This window comes from Cupriavidus cauae (assembly GCF_026210475.1).
Taxonomy (GTDB): Bacteria; Pseudomonadota; Gammaproteobacteria; order Burkholderiales; family Burkholderiaceae; genus Cupriavidus; species Cupriavidus cauae.
This window is the reverse complement of the sequence record NZ_CP080293.1, coordinates 2399127-2414992: the sequence shown is the minus strand read 5'-3', so window position 1 is coordinate 2414992 and position 15866 is coordinate 2399127. Positions and strand designations below refer to the sequence as shown.

Genomic DNA, 15866 nt, shown 5'->3' with positions numbered 1-15866 from the left:
GATGGCTCGGCTCCGGTCTATCAATGAATGGGCGACAGCGTGTAATGCGCGTCGCTGCGATCCTGCGTGGCGGGACGCGAAACGAGGCAGGTGTCCCAGCCGACGTGGCCGCTGCCCGCGGCGCCGAGCCGGGACCCGGTCACGTCCTGCCGGCGCAGGATCGGCTTGACTTCATATTCGAGCGTGGCGCCGCCCAGCACGGTCAGCATCTTGCGCAGCGCCAGCGCGCCCTCGGCGCCGGGCAGGAAGGCGCGGTACTGCTCGCGCGCCAGCGGACCGATCCACACGCGCACCCGCAGGTCGCGCTGCCAGACGCGCTGCCCGGCCAGCGCGGTGGCACCGAGCACGTTGTTGACGCCGCCCAGGCGCGACCACTGCGATGGCGGCACCCGATACCAGCCGCCGACGAACTGCTCGACGCGGACCGGCACGCGGAAATAATCGGACAGCACCTGCTGCAGATACGACGCCGACATCGGCCGATGGCGCACCGCGGTCGCATAGCCGGCGATCGCCTCGTCGTGGATGGTCCCCGGCGTCTCGCGCAGGCCGCGGCGGACGCCCCCATCAGCGACGCCGGCCAGCGACAGCAGCAGCGGCAGGTAGTGGCGCGTGCGGTCGACCTCGTGCTGGAACGGCAGCCGGTACTTCTTCCACGCCAGATAGAACAGGGCGGCGGCGCGGTTCGAGAAGATATCGAAGAAGGCGCGCGCGGCGCCGTCGCGGCGCAGGGTTTCGCGCTCGGCCACCACTTCGGTGTAATGCAGCGGCAGCGCGCCCTGCCCGCCCAGCATGCCGAAGAAGGCCGGCGTCACGGCGACATCGTCGAGCGGACGCTCGGCGATCGCCTCGGCGAAGGCCGCGTCGCTGTCGAGCGCCTGCTGCGCGATGCCGCCGGCCTCGATCTGCACGATCTCGCTGGCGGGAAACGACAGCGACAGCGCATTCGGAAAGCGCACGCGCGTGGCGAGCTGGTGTTCGGGGGTGTCGGCGACACGGGCGACGGCATTGCCGTTCGCGGCGCCGTACGCCGCGCCGTTTGCGCGATTCGCCACGCCGTTCGCCGAGCCGTTCGCCGAGCCGTTCGCTGTGCCGGTCGCCACGCCATGCATGCCGCCATTGGCACCGCCCTGCGCCCTGCCCTGACGCGCGAACTGGATCTGCAGCAGCCGCACTGCCTGGAAGAACTGGAAGCGATACGGCTGCCGCAGCAGCCGGCGTATCACACCAGGATCGATTCGCCGCTTCGGGGAGCGCATTGGATCAATTCCTTGCCGGTGCGGCGCGAGACGGCGACGAGCTGCACAAAGCTGTTCAGATGGACGTAAAGGCCGAAGAAATGGTCCATCACGCGGATGAAGCGGTGCATACCGGTGCCGACGAAAGCTTCCTCGTCCAGCGTCAGGCGGACCTGCAGGCCGCGCACGAACGTTGCAAACGGCTTGCCCGCCAGCCATTGCGTGCTGGGCTGATAGTCCAGGCCGACGATGCCCTCGATCTGGCGCGCCGAGATGCCGCTGCGGGCCAGGTCGTGCAGCCGCAGCATCTCCTTGAGCGCCGGCAGGCCGTCCTGCACCAGCGACAGGTGGTTCAGCGCCAGCAGCGAGATCAGGCGCCATTGCGCCGCGCGGCCGCCCGGCAGCCGCAGCGACGGCGTCGGCTTGCGCAGGAACGTGATCTGCCGCGCGATCGACGTGCCTTCCATGGTCAGGTCGCCGTCGGCATGGCCGAACGACAGGCTGGCCGGCAGATCGCGATTGGTGCAGGTGACGTCAATGCTCAGCGTATCGGTCTGCGGCTGCGCCGGATCGAAATCCAGGTCGACGATCGAGATCTCGGTCTCGTAGCCCGGGCTGCGGCGCGCCACCAGCTCGTCGCGGCGCGCCAGCCAGAAGTGGCCCGCGCGGTTCGGATCGTCGGCGTGATGCAGCGAATAGAACGGCCGGAACTCGATCACGTCGTTGCCGTTGGCGGTCTCGCGCACCAGATGGACGCGGTCGATCGAATAGATGTCGTAGCCGTGCGCACGGCGGCCGTCGGCCACCACCGGATAGGCGCTGGCCGTATGTTCGATGCGGATCGGATCGGCCTTCTGCGCGAACAGGTTGACCACCGGCGTGCAATGCAGCCGCAGATGCTCGGCCTGCAGGCTCTCCAGCAGGCGCGCGGTGTGCGAGTCGCTGCGGATGTCCGTCATCACCAGATGCAGCTGCAGGCGTCGGGTGTTGCCGCCCGCCGCCCCCAGCGCACGGCGCAGCGCCGCCAGGTCGATGTCGACGAAATTGAATTTCTCGGCGAAGGCGAAATGCTCGCTGAGCAAGCGATAGGCCGGATGCGAGCGCGCCGGCGTCTCGATCAGCGCCTCGTCGGCGGCAAAGCCTACCTCGCGCAGCGGCACGCCGGACAGCCGCTGCCAGACGCCGGGCCGCGGGCCCTCCAGATACGCCGCCGCGGTATGCAGGAACAGCGCGTCGCCGAGCGCGGCGACGAAGGACGGCTCGCCGTCCAGATAGACGCGCAGCGTATCGAGCGCCAGCGTGTCGAAGCCGCCCCGCTCGCCCTGGTATTCGAGCGAAATCGTCAGCGCCCCGGTCGCGCCCTTGGGCAACACGGTGGCAGCCGGGGCCACCGCCGCGCCCCGATAGCTGGCCTCGGCGATGCGGACCGGGGCGAACGTCACGTCGTAGGCAGTACGGAAGCGGCATTCGACCCGGTTGACCGGGCGGGTGCTCAGCATCGTGCCGCGCGGCACCGTCATCGGCGCGGACAACTGCGCGGCCGCGCCACGGACATCGAAATGCGCGATCGAGCAGGACGGAAACGGCCGCAGGTAATGCGGATACATGACCTCCAGCAGCGCTTCGGTCAGTTCCGGGTAATCGTCGTCGAGCTTCTTGCTGATGCGCGCCGTCAGGAAGGCGAAGGACTCGACCATCCGCTCGACGTGCGGATCGTCGCAACCGTCGGCCGACATGGCGAGCCGCCCGGCGATCTTGGGATATCGCTCGGCGAAGTCGCGCGAATACCGGCGCAGATACGCCAGTTCACGCTCGTAGTAAGGCAGTAGCTCTTCCATGGCTGCTCGGCGGTCGGTGCGTGGCGGTGGCGGATGGGATCGGCTCGGGCATGGAGGCTGGCATGAACGCGGGCATGAACTAGGGCGTCGAGCCCGTCAATGTCCCGGCCATGCGCGTGCCCGCCCTGTCAGGTTCGTCCGCGTGTCACCGAGTACTGCAGCGTCGACGGCTGCAGCAAGGCATCGAAACTGACCGGCTCCCGCGCCGGCCCGACCAGCAGCATGGCGGTAATGCCGAAGCACAACGCATTGGTGTTGCGCTCGCTGACATCCAGCGACACGGTGACATTGCGCAGCCGCGGTTCGTGGCGCTCGATTGCCTTGGTCAGCGACTGGCAGATGTAATTGCGGTCGTAGTAGCTGGCCAGACTGAGCCCGGCGAAATCGTTGAGCCCGTACGTCAGCAGCGAACGCTTGCACTCCGGCAGGCCGCCCAACTGCGCTTCGTCGATCACGATGCGCGTATTGAGCAGCGCCTCGATGTCGCGCGCGACCGTCGACTTCAGCTCCTCCAGCGTCAGCTGCCGCATCGCGGTGGGCAGCGGCGCGTGGGGCTCGTCGTCGAACAGCTTGTCGAGCAGACTCGGTTCGAAACCTTTCATGGCAAGCGCCGGCACCCCGGCAACGGGCGCGTTGTCGCGCCGAATCGCCAGGATGCCGGCATCCGCATCAACCGATCATCGGCTGACCAGGAACGGCATCAGACCGAGTAGGTCTTGTCGTTCTTGGTCAGGCTCCAGGCGCCCTGCGAGTTGCCGCCCTGATTGCCGCCGATCTTCTGCTGGGTGTACTTCCACTGCACCGCGGCGTACTTCAGCGAGAACTTGTCGGTCGGCAGCCCTTCGGCCGCGACCTTCGCATCCACCGCGCCCAGGATCGCGTTCTTCAGCTTGATTTCCAGATACTTGACGCGCTTGCCTTCGCCGTCGGCGCGCATGAAGTCGATCGTGACCTCGTCGAAGGTCGTGCCGCCAGACGCGTGCTGATACAGCAGCGGGCTCACCACGTCCATGTCCTTGGTAAAGATCATTTCGCCGTGCTCGCAGCGCTCGGCCGTGTGACCGCCCGCGGTCGAAGCGGTCGCCGAACGCGGCTGCTTGATGTTGTGCTCCCAGCTGAGGACTTCGATCCAGTCCTTGTGGTCCTTGTCCTGGGATTCACCCTTGATGGCGGGATTACCGAACTTGACGTAGATATCCTTCATGAGACCCTCGTTGAGATAGTGGCTTTGTTTTCGCCTGGTAAGTACTGCTGCCTCGACCGCCGGACGCCGGCACGAACGTCGGCGCCCGACGGCAACCGGTTACGAGTTGGCGGCCTGCGGCAGGTCGGCGACCAGGCGCAGCGAAATCGACAGCTCGTCGAGCTGGAAATGCGGGCGCAGGAAGGCTACCGAACGGTAAGCGCCGGGCTTGCCCGGAATTTCGGAAACCTGGATCGACGCTTCGCGCAGCGGGAACTGCGCCTTCTGTTCCTGGCTGGCGTTGTCGTCCAGCAGAACGTATTGCGAGATCCAGCGGTTCAGGAAACTTTCGACGTTCTGGGCCGAAGCGAAGCTGCCGATCTTGTCGCGCATCATCGCCTTCAGGTAATGGGCGACACGCGAGACCGAGAAGATGTACTGCAGCTGGGCCGACAGCACCGCGTTGGCATTGGCGCTGTCTGTGTTGTACTTCTTCGGCTTCTGCACCGATTGCGCGGCGAAGAAGGCCGCGTAGTCGGAATTCTTGCAATGGACCAGCGGGATGAAGCCCAGGTCGCTGAGCTCCTTCTCGCGGCGGTCGGTGATCGCGATCTCGGTCGGGCACTTGAGCGCGATCTCGCCGTCGTCGGTCTTGAAGGTGTGGGTCGGCAGGTCTTCCACCAGGCCGCCACCCTCGACGCCGCGGATCGCCGCGCACCAGCCGAAGTCCTCGAACGCGGCGGTCAGGCGCGCGCCGAAGGCCCAGGCGGCGTTGCACCACAGGTACTTGCTGTGGTCGGTGCCGTCGACGTCCTCGACGAAGTTGAAGCCCTCGACCGTGGTGCCGTCCTTCGGGTTGTACGGCAGGCGGCCCAGGAAGCGCGGCATCGTCAGGCCGACATAGCGCGAATCCTCGGATTCGCGGAACGACTTCCACTTGGCGTATTCGACCGTATCGAACACCTTGGCCAGGTCGCGCGGCTTGCCCAGGTCGGCGAACGACTCCAGGCCGAACAGCTCCGGCGACGCCGAGGCGATGAACGGCGCGTGCGCGGCCGAGGCGACGTGCGACATCTGCTCGATGAAGTAGATGTCTTCCGGCTGGCGCGTGATTTCATAGTCGCCGATCAGCGCGCCGAACGGTGCGCCGCCGAAGGTGCCGAACTCTTCCTCGTAGACTTTCTTGAACAGCGCGCTCTGGTCGAAATCGATCGCGGTCTTGAAGTCGCGCACCAGGTCGCGCTTGGTCGCGTTCAGCGCCTTGATCTTGATCATCGTGCCGGTCTGCGTTTCCTTGACCAGGTACGACAGGCCGCGCCAGGTGCTTTCCAGCTTCTGGAATTCCGGGGCGTGCATCACGGCGCTCAACTGCGCCGAGATCAGCCGGTCCAGCTCCGCCACGCGGGCATCGAGCGTGGCCGACAGGTTGTCCGACACCACCACGGTGCCGTCCAGCACTTCCTTGACCAGTTCGCCGATGATGTCCTTGGCGCGCGCGTGTTCGGCGTCGGACTTGGCGACACGGCTCTGCTCGACGATCTCGTCGAGCAGGCTGGCATTGGCAACGGGCGCCGCCTGCGCGGCGACTGCGGCTTGCGTCTCAGGCATCCTGACCACCCTTCGGTTCATTGCCGCCATGGCCGAGCTGCTGCAGCTTCTCGGTATTGGTCAGCACTTCGCTAAGCAGATCTTCGAGCTTGTCGTTGCCGGCAAGCTTGTTGCGCAGGTCGGCCAGCTTCGAACGGGCCTCGAGCAGCTTGCGCAGCGGCTCGATCTGGTCGACCACCGCTTCCGGGCTGAAGTCGTCGAGCGAGCGGAACTTCAGGTCGACGCCGAACTTGCCGCCGTCCTCGGACAGCTTGTTGGGCACCTGGAAGGCCGCGCGCGGCTCGACCGCCGACATCACGTCGTCGAAATTGTCCCGATCGATATTGACGAACTTGCGGTCGCGCAACTTCGGCAGCGCGACTTCGGACTGGCCGGACAGGTCCGCCACCACGCCGACGACGAAGGGCAATTCCTTCTGCTCGATGGCGTCGCCCTTCTCGACGTCATAGGTGAGCTGCACCCGGGGCGGACGCACCTTCTGCAGACGCTTTTGCACGCTTTCCTTCTTGGCCATGCGGATTCTCCGGTTGTTCCGGTCGTGTGTTTGTCGGGAAGTCGGGACGTTTGGGACGGGGTCGCCCGACTGTCGCTCAGCTGTCGCTCAGCGCAGCGCGCCGAACGGATCGGCGGAACCGCCGCCGGCATTGGCGGCGGCCGGCGCGGCAGCCGGCGCGGCCGGAGCAGCCTGCTCGGCCGGTGCTGCCTTGGCGCGCGGCGCCGGACGGGCGACCGGACGCTTGCGCACCGGCGGCTTCGCCTTTTCCTCGGGGAACAGCACCTGCTCGCCCAGCGTTTCGCGCAGCATCTTGGCCAGGACCTGCGCGTCGGTGCGAACGTCGCCGGCGAGCGCGCTGTCGTCGCGCAATTCCATCACCGAGCGGCGCGCCACGCGCAGGCCGCTGACGGCGAGAATGCTCTTGGCCTTGCGATCGTTGCCGTCGCGCTGCAGCGCCTCTTCGGCGGCCAGGATCGCCTGCGGATACTTCTCGTCGGCGTACTGGATCTGCGCGATCTGGGACCACGGCTCCTGACGCGCGGGATTCGTCTTCGCGATCTCTTCGTACAGGCTCACCGCCTGCTCACGCTGGCCGCCCTTCAATGCCGCCTCGGCCTGCGCCATGCTTTGCGCGAATGCCTCCTCCGATTGCGGACCCGTGGTGCTTCCCGTGGAGGCGCAACCGGAAAACAATGCGGCGGCACCAATGGCAATTGCAAAAAATCGTGAAAAGCGAAAAGGGATCATGGCTCTGACCGTCGCGTGGCTTTGTTGTTGACGTATTGTTCGATGCCGTCCGCAATGAATAAAACAAAGCGGAGTAATAGATTGGTAAGCGATATTGGCCCAATCGGCGCGCAATAGTACACTCTGCGCGTCGCCGCTGACAACCATACCGAGGGTAGGTTCCAAACCGTAAATTAAATGAAACTGAACTCTGGTTTTCATGCGGCAATGCACCGTTGTGCAAGCCATTTCATAACGCCGCAGCCAGGCATCAGGGTCGCGCGCCCCATAGCACAGGCCAATAAGAAGAATCCGATTTGTATGACTTTTTTACAATTCTTTATAAATCCACGGACAGTGCTGGCCGGGCTGGCGGTCGTCACGCTGGCGTCATGCTCCGTTGGTACCCAAGTGCTGGCCGGCGCGGCCGGTGGAGCGCTGGAGGCGCTGGGAATCAAGCCTACCAACGTACCGGATGCGCAAAAGCCGCCGCGGCAGGTACCATTGCGGCTTTATGCCGGCAATAACCTGAATGCGGCCAATGACAATCGTGCGGCGGCATTGGTAGTGCGGGTTTACACCTTAAAGGAATCGACCGCCTTTATGCAGGCGCCCTTCGACGCCTTTGTCGATCCGGCGCGGGAAAAACAGGTGCTCGGCTCCGAATTGGTCAATGTTCGCGAAATCACGCTCATTCCGGGACAGCGTTATGACGTGATGGAGAAAGTCTCGCGCGAAGCGGGTGCGATCGGGGTGGTCGCCTTGTTCCGCAGCCCGGCGCCGCAGCGCTGGAAATTCGCTTTCGATGCAGCAAAGGGAGAGAAGTCCGGTATCACGATCGGCCTGCATGCCTGCGCCATGACGCTGACGGCGGGCGAACCGCTGACGCCCACCGATGGCGTGCCGCGGTCCTCGTTGAACCTGCTGTCGCCGACCAGTTGCCGGGCGTGAGATTGCAGCGATGATGGCGACCCATTGCCGGCCGCCGGGCCGATCGGAAAAAGAAAGACAACAAGGCTTATTGTGAGTGATTCCGCCAAGATCCTCTGGGGCGAAGGGCTATTCCTTCGCCCGCAGCATTTCCAGCAGCAGGACGCCTATCACGAGGCGCGCCTGCACGCCACCGCGCAGGCGATCCAACCCTACGCCTGGGGGGTGCGCCATGCCCGCTTCGATACCGACGCGCTCGCCAGCGGCATGCTGCGCATCAGCGAACTGTCGCTGTTCTTTCCCGATGGCGAATGGTATTGCGCGCCGCAATCGGACGAATTGCCGGCCCCGCTAGCCCTGGCCAATCTGCCGGCCGGCGTTTCCGAATCGACCTTCCATCTCGCGCTCTATCCGTTGCGCGATTTCGGCGGCAATTACCGCGAGGCCAGCGAAGGCTCGCCCTCTTCCCGCTTCGTCGGCCAGCAGCGCGATACCGCCGACCTCTTTACCGAGGCCGAGCCGGCGTCCATTACCTATCTGAAAAAGGCGGTCAAGCTGATCGCCGATTCCGAGCCGCGCGACCAATATATTTCGCTGCCGATCGTCCGCGTGCGCCGCACCGCCACCGGCGGCTTCGAACTCGACGAGAACTTCGTGGCGCCGAGCCTGGCGATCAATGCCTCGGCGGTGCTGTACCAGCGGCTGCGCCGGCTGCTCGATGCCCTGCAGGCCAAGGTCAATGCGCTGTACGGCTTTCATCGCGAGCCGACCAAGAACATCATCGAATTCCGCTCCGGCGATATCGCGTCGTTCTGGCTGCTGCATACGGCCAATGCCTCGTTCGCCGCGCTGTCGCACCTGTATCACCATCCCGAGGTCCATCCCGAACGGCTGTTCCAGGAATTGCTGCGGCTCGCCGGCGCGTTGATGACCTTCTCCAAGTCGTACTCGCTGACCGACCTGCCGGTCTACGACCACGGCAATCCGGGCAAGGTCTTCGCGCAACTCGACACGATGGTGCGCGAGCTGCTCGATACCGTCATTTCCACGCGCTATTTCGCCATCGCTCTCGACGAATCGCGGCCATCCTTCCATCTGGGCCGACTGGACTCCGGCAAGATCGACGACAAGACCCGCTTCTACCTGTCCGTCTCGGCCGATATGCCGACCGTCGAACTGGTCGACGCGATTCCGGCGCGCTTCAAGGTCGGGGCCCCCGACGACGTCGACAAGCTGGTGCTGTCGTCGATGCCGGGCGTGCCGCTGACCTATACGCCGCAGGTGCCGCCGGCCATTCCGGTGCGTCCGGGGGCCTGCTACTTCGCCGTCGAGGCGCGCGGGCCGCTGTACGAACGCATGCTGCAGGCGGGCACGATCACCATCTATACGCCGGCCGGTATCCGGGAACTTCAACTTGAACTGATCGCGGTGACCTCATGAGCTCCACTTCGATGCCCTCGCTGTTTGGCGATGCCCCCGCCGGCGCGGCCAGCACCTTCGCCGATGCTGGCGACGCCTCGCGCCACGCGCGCACGCTGCTCGATCTGCTGTACGACGGCTTCTTCATGCTGTTCCTGCTGCGCAATGGCCAGCCGCCGGACAGCGCCGAGAATTTCCTCGCCAAGGTGCGCGGCTTTCTCGACGAATTCGACCGCGGTGCCAAACGCCTGCACGTGTCGGCCGACGATGTCTTCGACGCCAAGTACGCGTTCTGCGCGGCGATCGACGAGACCATCCTCGCATCGGACTTCGCAATCCGCGCCGATTGGGAACGCCGCCCGCTGCAACTGGTGCTGTTCGGCGAGCAGCTCGCCGGCGAGACCTTCTTCACCAAGCTCGAGGCCCTGCGCGCGCAGGGCGCACCGCGGCTGCAGGCGCTGGAAGTCTTCCATATGTGCCTGCTGCTGGGATTCCGCGGCAAGTACATCCTCGAAGGGCCGGAGAAGCTCTCCTACCTGACCGCGCGGCTCGGCGACGAGATCGCGGCGATCAAGGGCAAGCGCGCGCCGTTCGCCCCGCACTGGCCGCTGCCGGACAAGATCGCGCACACGCTCAAGCGCGAGACGCCGCTGTGGATCTTCGGCGCCGTGTTCGCGCTGATCGCGCTGCTCGGGTACCTCGGCCTGTCGTCGGTGCTGAACAAGCAGACCAATGATGCGATGCAGGAGTACTCGCAGGTGATCAAGCTCGGCCCGCGCTTCTCGCATCTGACGATTTCCCTGCCGTAAGGCCAACGTCCATCGATCGTCGGATGGCTCCGCGCTGACCAAGCCCGACTCCGGACGTTGGACGCCAACCACCACTCGCCAAGGTAGCCATGATGCCCACCACGTCGCTGCCGTCGGCCGTACTTGCCACGCTGCTCGGCCAGGGCACAAGGCAGATTGCGCTCGACACACCGCTTCGCGAAGCGAATCTGATCGTCGAGCGCTTTACCGCGATCGAAGCGGTTTCGCGGCCCTTCGCCATCGAGATCGACTGCCTGTCGCCGTCGGCGCATCTCGATACGGTCGAACTGGCGCGGCAGGAGATCACGCTGCGGCTGATGCTGGCCGACGGCCGCTACCGCGCCTGGCATGGCTTCGTCGTCGATTGCGCGGCAATGGGCGGAGACGGCGGGCTGGCGCGTTACCGACTGACCGTGGCGCCGTGGCTCGAACGCCTGCGCGGCCGCGTCGACTGCTACGTCTACCAGGACAAGACCGCGCAGGAGATCGTCGAGGAGGTCTTCCGCGACTACCCGGCCGCCAACTTCCAGTTCACCGTCTCGCAACCGCTGCGCCGCCGCTCGATCTGCGCCCAGTATCGCGAGAGCGATTTCGACTTCGTGCAGCGGCTGCTGGCCGAGGAAGGCCTGTCGTATCGCTTCGAACACCTGCAGGGCGAGGACGACAAGCCCGAGGGCAGCCAGGCGCGCCATCGGCTGGTGGTGTTCGACAACGATGCCGAACGGCCGCCCTGCCCTCAGGCCAACATCCGCTTCCATCGCGCCGACATGACCGAGGAGTCGGACACGATGACGGTCTGGTCGACGCGGCACAGTGTCGGATCCAACGCGGTCACCGTCTCGTCCTGGGACTACAAGACGCTGACCGCCGCCTCGGCGCAGGCCAATGCCGCTTCGGTGCCGGGCGAATGGCCGACCCTCGAATCGTTCGATGCCCAGGGCCCCTATCGCTATCCCGATGCGGCCACGGCCGACCGCGCGGCGCAACTGCGCATGCAGGCCGAGGAAAGCGGCTTTGTTCGCTTCGATGGCGCCGGCACCGTCCGTCAGCTGGGCGCCGGCCAGCGCTTTGCCCTGACCGAACACTTTGCCGGTGACGGCGACGAATTCGTCGCGCTGTCGGTGCGTCACGAAGCGGCCAACAATCTCGGCACCGATGTCGCCAGGCTGCTCGGCACCACCGAGGTCGAGGCCGGCGGCTACCGCAATACGCTCGAAGCGGTGCGGGCCGATGCCCCGATCGTGCCGCGCTTCCGCGCCAAGCCGACCGCGCCGGAAGGCCAGACCGTCATCGTGATCGCCGAGGGCGAGACGCCCCTGCACACCGATCGCGATCATCGCGTGCGCGTTCGCTTTCCGTGGCTGCGCGCGCCTGCACCGGCAGACCAGAGTGGCCACGGGGGCCAAGCCGCGGCCTTCACCGATCCCGGCTCCGACGATCTGACACAGGTCACCGCCTGGGTGCGCGTCGCCGGCGCCATGGCCGGTCCCAACTGGGGCACCCACCACCTGCCGCGCGTCGGCACCGAACTGCTGCTGACCTTCCTCGACGGCGACATCGACCGGCCGCTGGCCGCGATGCAGCTGCACAACGAGCAGGACACCCCGCCCTGGGCCAACGACGACAAGCCGCTCGCTTCCATGCTGTCCGGCTGGCATACCCGTGGCCTCGGCGGCGACGGCTACAACCAGTGGGTCGTCGACGACTTCAAGGGCCGGCTGCGCATGCGCCTGGCCAGCTCCGCGGCACAGACCCAACTGAACCTTGGCTATCTGGTCGCCCAAGGCCCGCAGGACGCGCAGCGCGGCCCATGGCGCGGCACGGGTGCCGAACTGCGCAGCGACGCGTGGGCGACGGTGCGCGCCGGCCAGGGCCTGCTGGTGTCGACCACCGCGCGGCCTCGCGCCACCGGCACCGTGATGAACATGGCCGAGGCGATCGCGCTGCTCAAGGGCGCGCAACGCACCGCAGACCGCTTGTCGACGGCGGCGCAGACGCAGACCGCCCTGCCCCTGGCCGCCAACGCGTTGTTCGAACCGCTGCTGACGATGGTCGAGCCCGAGCAGGACGGGCACTACGCGGACACGGTCAACGGCCAAGATGCAAAGCAGCCGGACGGCAAGCCGGTCGAGCGCTTTGCCGAGCCGCTGCTGGTGGCGGAGGCCCCCACTTCCATCGCGGTGTCGAGCCAAGAGACCACCGCCGTCTATTCAGGTCGGCATCTGCATGGGACCGTGCAATCGGACTGGCAGCTGACCGCCGGCAAGACCATCGCGATGGCGGCCGCCCAAGGCGTGTCGCTGTTCGTGCAGCGTAATGGCTTGAAGGCCGTTGCCGCCAACGGACCGCTGTCGGTGCAGGCGCATGACGGCGCGATGTCGATTTTGGCGGACAAGGACGTGGTGGTGACTTCGTCGAATGAGGCGGTCGAGATTCTGGCGAAGAACACCGTCGTGCTGCACGGGGCGGATTCGGCGATACGGCTGGAAGGGAATGCGATTACCTTCGAGACGCCGGGGGTGTTTGAGGTCAAGGGGGCTGGGCATCCGTTTAGTGGTGGGGCTGGGAAACCAGCGGTTTTGCCCGCTTTGCCAATTGACGCACTACCGCCTGGGACGCTGTTGCTCGATCACCGTTATCACGATGACGAAGGGCTTGCCGGAGCGGAATACATTGTTAAGTTCTCTGACGGCACGGAGCGTCGTGGCGTACTTGATAGCCAAGGCAAAGCCCTACTAGAGGACGTACCCTACGGAGCCGCGACAGTAAGCTTCGGCCCTATGCCCGGCACGTTCGAACGTAAAGACAAGGCGCCAAATCCGGACCACGACCCCAATCCGGCCGATACCAAGCTCTCAGAACTGGTGAGTAAGTACCTCAGCAGCCATGACCATACGATGAACCGCTCCTGATGTAGAGAAATGTCGAATACAGCAAATAAATCGGCGCCAGGTGGTCTAACCTGGGGGCGCTTTCAAGCGATCTGCGCGGACGTTGGGTCCTGGACCTGGGGAACCGTCAAAGGCGCCTTCAACGAAAAGGCCACGTTCTCTCAAATCATTGTTGATGCGGTAATCGGCATGATTCCGCTCCTCGGCGATGTTACTGCAGCCCGCGATATCATCGCTGTCACCATCGGCCTTGTCGACGACCCCAAGAAACGCGAGGATGTCTGGGAGTGGGTGCTTCTTGTCGTCCTCATCGTGGCACTGATCCCCGTAGTCGGGGGCGTAGTCAAAGGTGTCGGACGGCTCGTCGTCAAGTTGGCGAAAGAAGGTCGCGCGCTTGAGGGAGCCGCGCGATCGCGACACGTCGCAGAAGCCGCCGCTGACACCATCGCATTTTTGAATCGGATTGGCACGAAGAATGCTGAACAGTGGCTCGGCCAACTCAGTTTCAAGAAATATCAGGCGGAAATACTCGAACGATTTTCTGCCCTCATGAACCGCATGCACACCGTGCTTGGAGATATGAAGAAGCAAGCGGGTGCAATCGCTCCGGCATCCCTCCTGCAACGGGTAGAGGGGATTCGCCACGGTATCAAAGAGCTTGCGGACCTTGGCAATCAGATGATACCGAAGGCAATTAAGGAACTCGACCAACAGCTTCGTGAGATGCAGGCATTTGTCCGATCGGGCGGTGAAACGACGAGTCGCAAGAGCCTATATGAGGTCGCGGCAGGAGAACGCGGGGTTACGCGTGCTGACGAAACGCGACTCGTAGAAGGCGGGACATTGCCAGCGCGCTCTGCTCGAGGTTGGAAGCCCAACCCGGCAACCGCAAGCACTCCTAAGAAGTGGAAGAAATACTATCAACCTGAAGATGGCTACCCAAACTTGACCATGCGCCCGAACCGTGAGGGGATCCATACTGCTATTGCAGCATTTAGTGGGCGGATGGTAAACCGGCAGTTAAAAGAAGGCGAAGAGGTGTTCCGGTTGTTCGGCCCGGCAGGAGTAACTCATAAAGTGAACATTGCCGAATCGGCTCCTGGCGGCATCTGGTGGGGTATCGGGAAACCGCCAAATAACGCGAAAGAGTGGCGCGAGCTAGCTGCCGTCCTCGATGAATTTAATCGAGACGGCTATATGGTAGTTGGCCGTGTTACGAACACAGTCGGTCCAAAGTCCGTGGTCGGAACCGTGGCAGAACAAGCTGGCGAGCGACTGCCCGGGCAATACTTACCTGGCGGCGCTACGCAAGCGGTATTCTTCTTGGACAGTTCAACCGGAAACCGGCTGAAGGAGATGGGCCAGGAAGTCATTTCGTCCGGCAAACCTAGCAAACCATGGGAAGACCCCATCAGCGGCATCACCTTTGAAGTGCGACCTACTGGCTGGGTGGACACCAACGGCGTATGGGGCTACCTTACGCCCCCAAACGCAGGTACTGTTCAGACAGCCCGGTTGGGAGCGCGTGAGCAAGCGACTAAGGACAACCGCGAAGTCACCATTGCACCATGAACTCCGCTTACTTCAATCCAACCGAGATCTTGCTGCCTACTCCTCAGGAACGGAAGCAGATCTTCTTTTACCTAAAACGGATCAGCTCCTACACCGCTTGGCATCGCATCTCCATTTTCTATCAGGAATGGGTGGAGGCAACAAGGCGATGTGTCGCGATCGCGAGCGAACGAGGAATCGACGAATTGGCCGGCATCAAAGAAAGCCACTACGTCGGAGCGATACAAGGCTTCGCGCATTTTGAAGAAGGACTTCGGCGCCTCCGGAATGGCGATAAGCGAGTCTTCAAATTCGATGCTAATGGCGAATTTGCCATGGCGGATCGTCCGTTAGGACACTGGGATACTTACATATTGCGGATGTTCGAATGGCATGAGCATCCCCCCCTTGACGAAAACAATACTCCAGGGTGGACCGAATATTTCAGTGCATTTCAAGCTGTAGCCAGCGCTTGGGGCGAATGCTGTCTTATCCTTGAAGCCCGTCGACTCGATGAGCCAGCCCCATTGAGTTACGGCCAAGCGCTGCGTGAACGCCTGTCCCAAATACGCTTCCCCCGCGATCTCCCTGAGGTGCCGGACCCGCAGGACAACATCCTGGTGTCGAGCGGAAGAGCGATCCCATGCTCTGGAATTTGGGAGCCCATTGACGCTCGCAAGCCACCACTATTCAGTCTATTTAGGCAAGACTCACCGAAAGGCCCCTTCACCGTCGTAGGTTGCATGAATTACCTCCATGGCGGCTCAGCGGCGCCGAAGGCATACCAAGAAACAGAAGATGATGGCTTTGAGATGGATGTGGTATGGCGCCTGCTATGGCGCGATGAGCGCTATCAAGACGGCTCCATCCCCGAGGAAGAGCAGCAGTACGAATTCATGACACCAAAGGCAGAGAACAGCCCAGCTCAAAGCAGTCCTGCTGCGGAAAACGCGAAACTTATCTCGCTTGCAAGCGGGCAGCGCGCTACTTACGCGGGCCGTTGGTTAGTAGAGGGCGATCTGTTTTCGAGCTTGACAATCCAGGCTGGTGACATCCTTCCGCTACACAACGGAAAGAAGGTTCGCTGGGTCCTTGCAGAAGAGTAGTTATATCCTGTGCTGGCAAGAAAAAAACCCATACCCCTCCGCAGCAATCTGACTCCTCGGCAGCGGCCAAT

13 protein-coding genes are annotated in these 15866 nt (G+C 64.0%); 6 read left to right on the top strand and 7 right to left on the bottom strand.

Annotation, left to right across the window (positions count from 1 at the left end; translation table 11 throughout):
- Positions 1 to 20: 20 nt before the first annotated feature.
- The 7 genes from tssG to KZ686_RS10790 form a co-directional block, all read right to left on the bottom strand.
- Positions 21 to 1259: a type VI secretion system baseplate subunit TssG gene (gene tssG, locus KZ686_RS10820; protein ID WP_265632364.1), complete on the bottom strand. Its 1239-nt coding sequence runs from the start codon at positions 1257 to 1259 to the stop codon at positions 21 to 23.
- Positions 1223 to 3076 carry a type VI secretion system baseplate subunit TssF gene (gene tssF / locus KZ686_RS10815; protein WP_265632363.1) on the bottom strand — a complete coding sequence of 618 codons (1854 nt, stop codon included), beginning with the start codon at positions 3074 to 3076 and terminating at the stop codon, positions 1223 to 1225. The genes tssG and tssF overlap by 37 nt, the downstream gene beginning before the upstream one ends.
- 128 nt (positions 3077 to 3204) lie before the next feature.
- Positions 3205 to 3678: a type VI secretion system baseplate subunit TssE gene (gene tssE, locus KZ686_RS10810; protein WP_149318824.1), complete on the bottom strand. Its 474-nt coding sequence runs from the start codon at positions 3676 to 3678 to the stop codon at positions 3205 to 3207.
- Positions 3679 to 3776: 98 nt separating this feature from the next.
- Positions 3777 to 4280 (bottom strand): Hcp family type VI secretion system effector, encoded by a 504-nt coding sequence (locus tag KZ686_RS10805; RefSeq protein ID WP_006577978.1) that lies wholly within the window; start codon positions 4278 to 4280, stop codon positions 3777 to 3779.
- A 99-nt stretch (positions 4281 to 4379) separates the two neighbouring features.
- The gene (tssC, locus tag KZ686_RS10800; protein WP_149318825.1) at positions 4380 to 5867 is read right to left on the bottom strand and encodes a type VI secretion system contractile sheath large subunit; all 1488 of its coding nucleotides are present in this window, start codon (positions 5865 to 5867) and stop codon (positions 4380 to 4382) included.
- Positions 5860 to 6381: a type VI secretion system contractile sheath small subunit gene (gene tssB / locus KZ686_RS10795; protein ID WP_149318826.1), complete on the bottom strand. Its 522-nt coding sequence runs from the start codon at positions 6379 to 6381 to the stop codon at positions 5860 to 5862. Before tssB ends, tssC begins: the two co-directional genes overlap by 8 nt.
- 87 nt (positions 6382 to 6468) lie before the next feature.
- The gene (locus KZ686_RS10790; RefSeq protein WP_265633456.1) at positions 6469 to 7110 is read right to left on the bottom strand and encodes an outer membrane protein assembly factor BamD; all 642 of its coding nucleotides are present in this window, start codon (positions 7108 to 7110) and stop codon (positions 6469 to 6471) included.
- A 300-nt stretch (positions 7111 to 7410) separates the two neighbouring features.
- Here KZ686_RS10790 and tssJ point away from each other — a divergent pair, with 300 nt between their 5' ends.
- The 6 genes from tssJ to KZ686_RS10760 all read left to right on the top strand — a co-directional run bounded on the left by tssJ (position 7411) and on the right by KZ686_RS10760 (position 15795).
- Complete coding sequence (gene tssJ, locus KZ686_RS10785; RefSeq protein WP_149318942.1) at positions 7411 to 8040, top strand: type VI secretion system lipoprotein TssJ; 630 nt, start codon at positions 7411 to 7413, stop codon at positions 8038 to 8040.
- Between the two features lie 72 nt (positions 8041 to 8112).
- Complete coding sequence (tssK, locus tag KZ686_RS10780) at positions 8113 to 9459, top strand: type VI secretion system baseplate subunit TssK (protein ID WP_265632362.1); 1347 nt, start codon at positions 8113 to 8115, stop codon at positions 9457 to 9459.
- Positions 9456 to 10247 (top strand): type IVB secretion system protein IcmH/DotU, encoded by a 792-nt coding sequence (icmH, locus tag KZ686_RS10775; protein WP_150083005.1) that lies wholly within the window; start codon positions 9456 to 9458, stop codon positions 10245 to 10247. The genes tssK and icmH overlap by 4 nt, the downstream gene beginning before the upstream one ends.
- Before the next feature lie 89 nt (positions 10248 to 10336).
- Positions 10337 to 13159: a type VI secretion system Vgr family protein gene (locus tag KZ686_RS10770; RefSeq protein ID WP_265632361.1), complete on the top strand. Its 2823-nt coding sequence runs from the start codon at positions 10337 to 10339 to the stop codon at positions 13157 to 13159.
- A gap of 9 nt (positions 13160 to 13168) precedes the next feature.
- The gene (locus tag KZ686_RS10765; protein ID WP_265632360.1) at positions 13169 to 14710 is read left to right on the top strand and encodes a hypothetical protein; all 1542 of its coding nucleotides are present in this window, start codon (positions 13169 to 13171) and stop codon (positions 14708 to 14710) included.
- A complete protein-coding gene (locus KZ686_RS10760; RefSeq protein WP_226106479.1) occupies positions 14707 to 15795 on the top strand; it encodes an Imm71 family immunity protein in 1089 nt (362 codons plus the stop codon). Before KZ686_RS10765 ends, KZ686_RS10760 begins: the two co-directional genes overlap by 4 nt.
- The last annotated feature ends 71 nt before the right edge of the window (positions 15796 to 15866 follow it).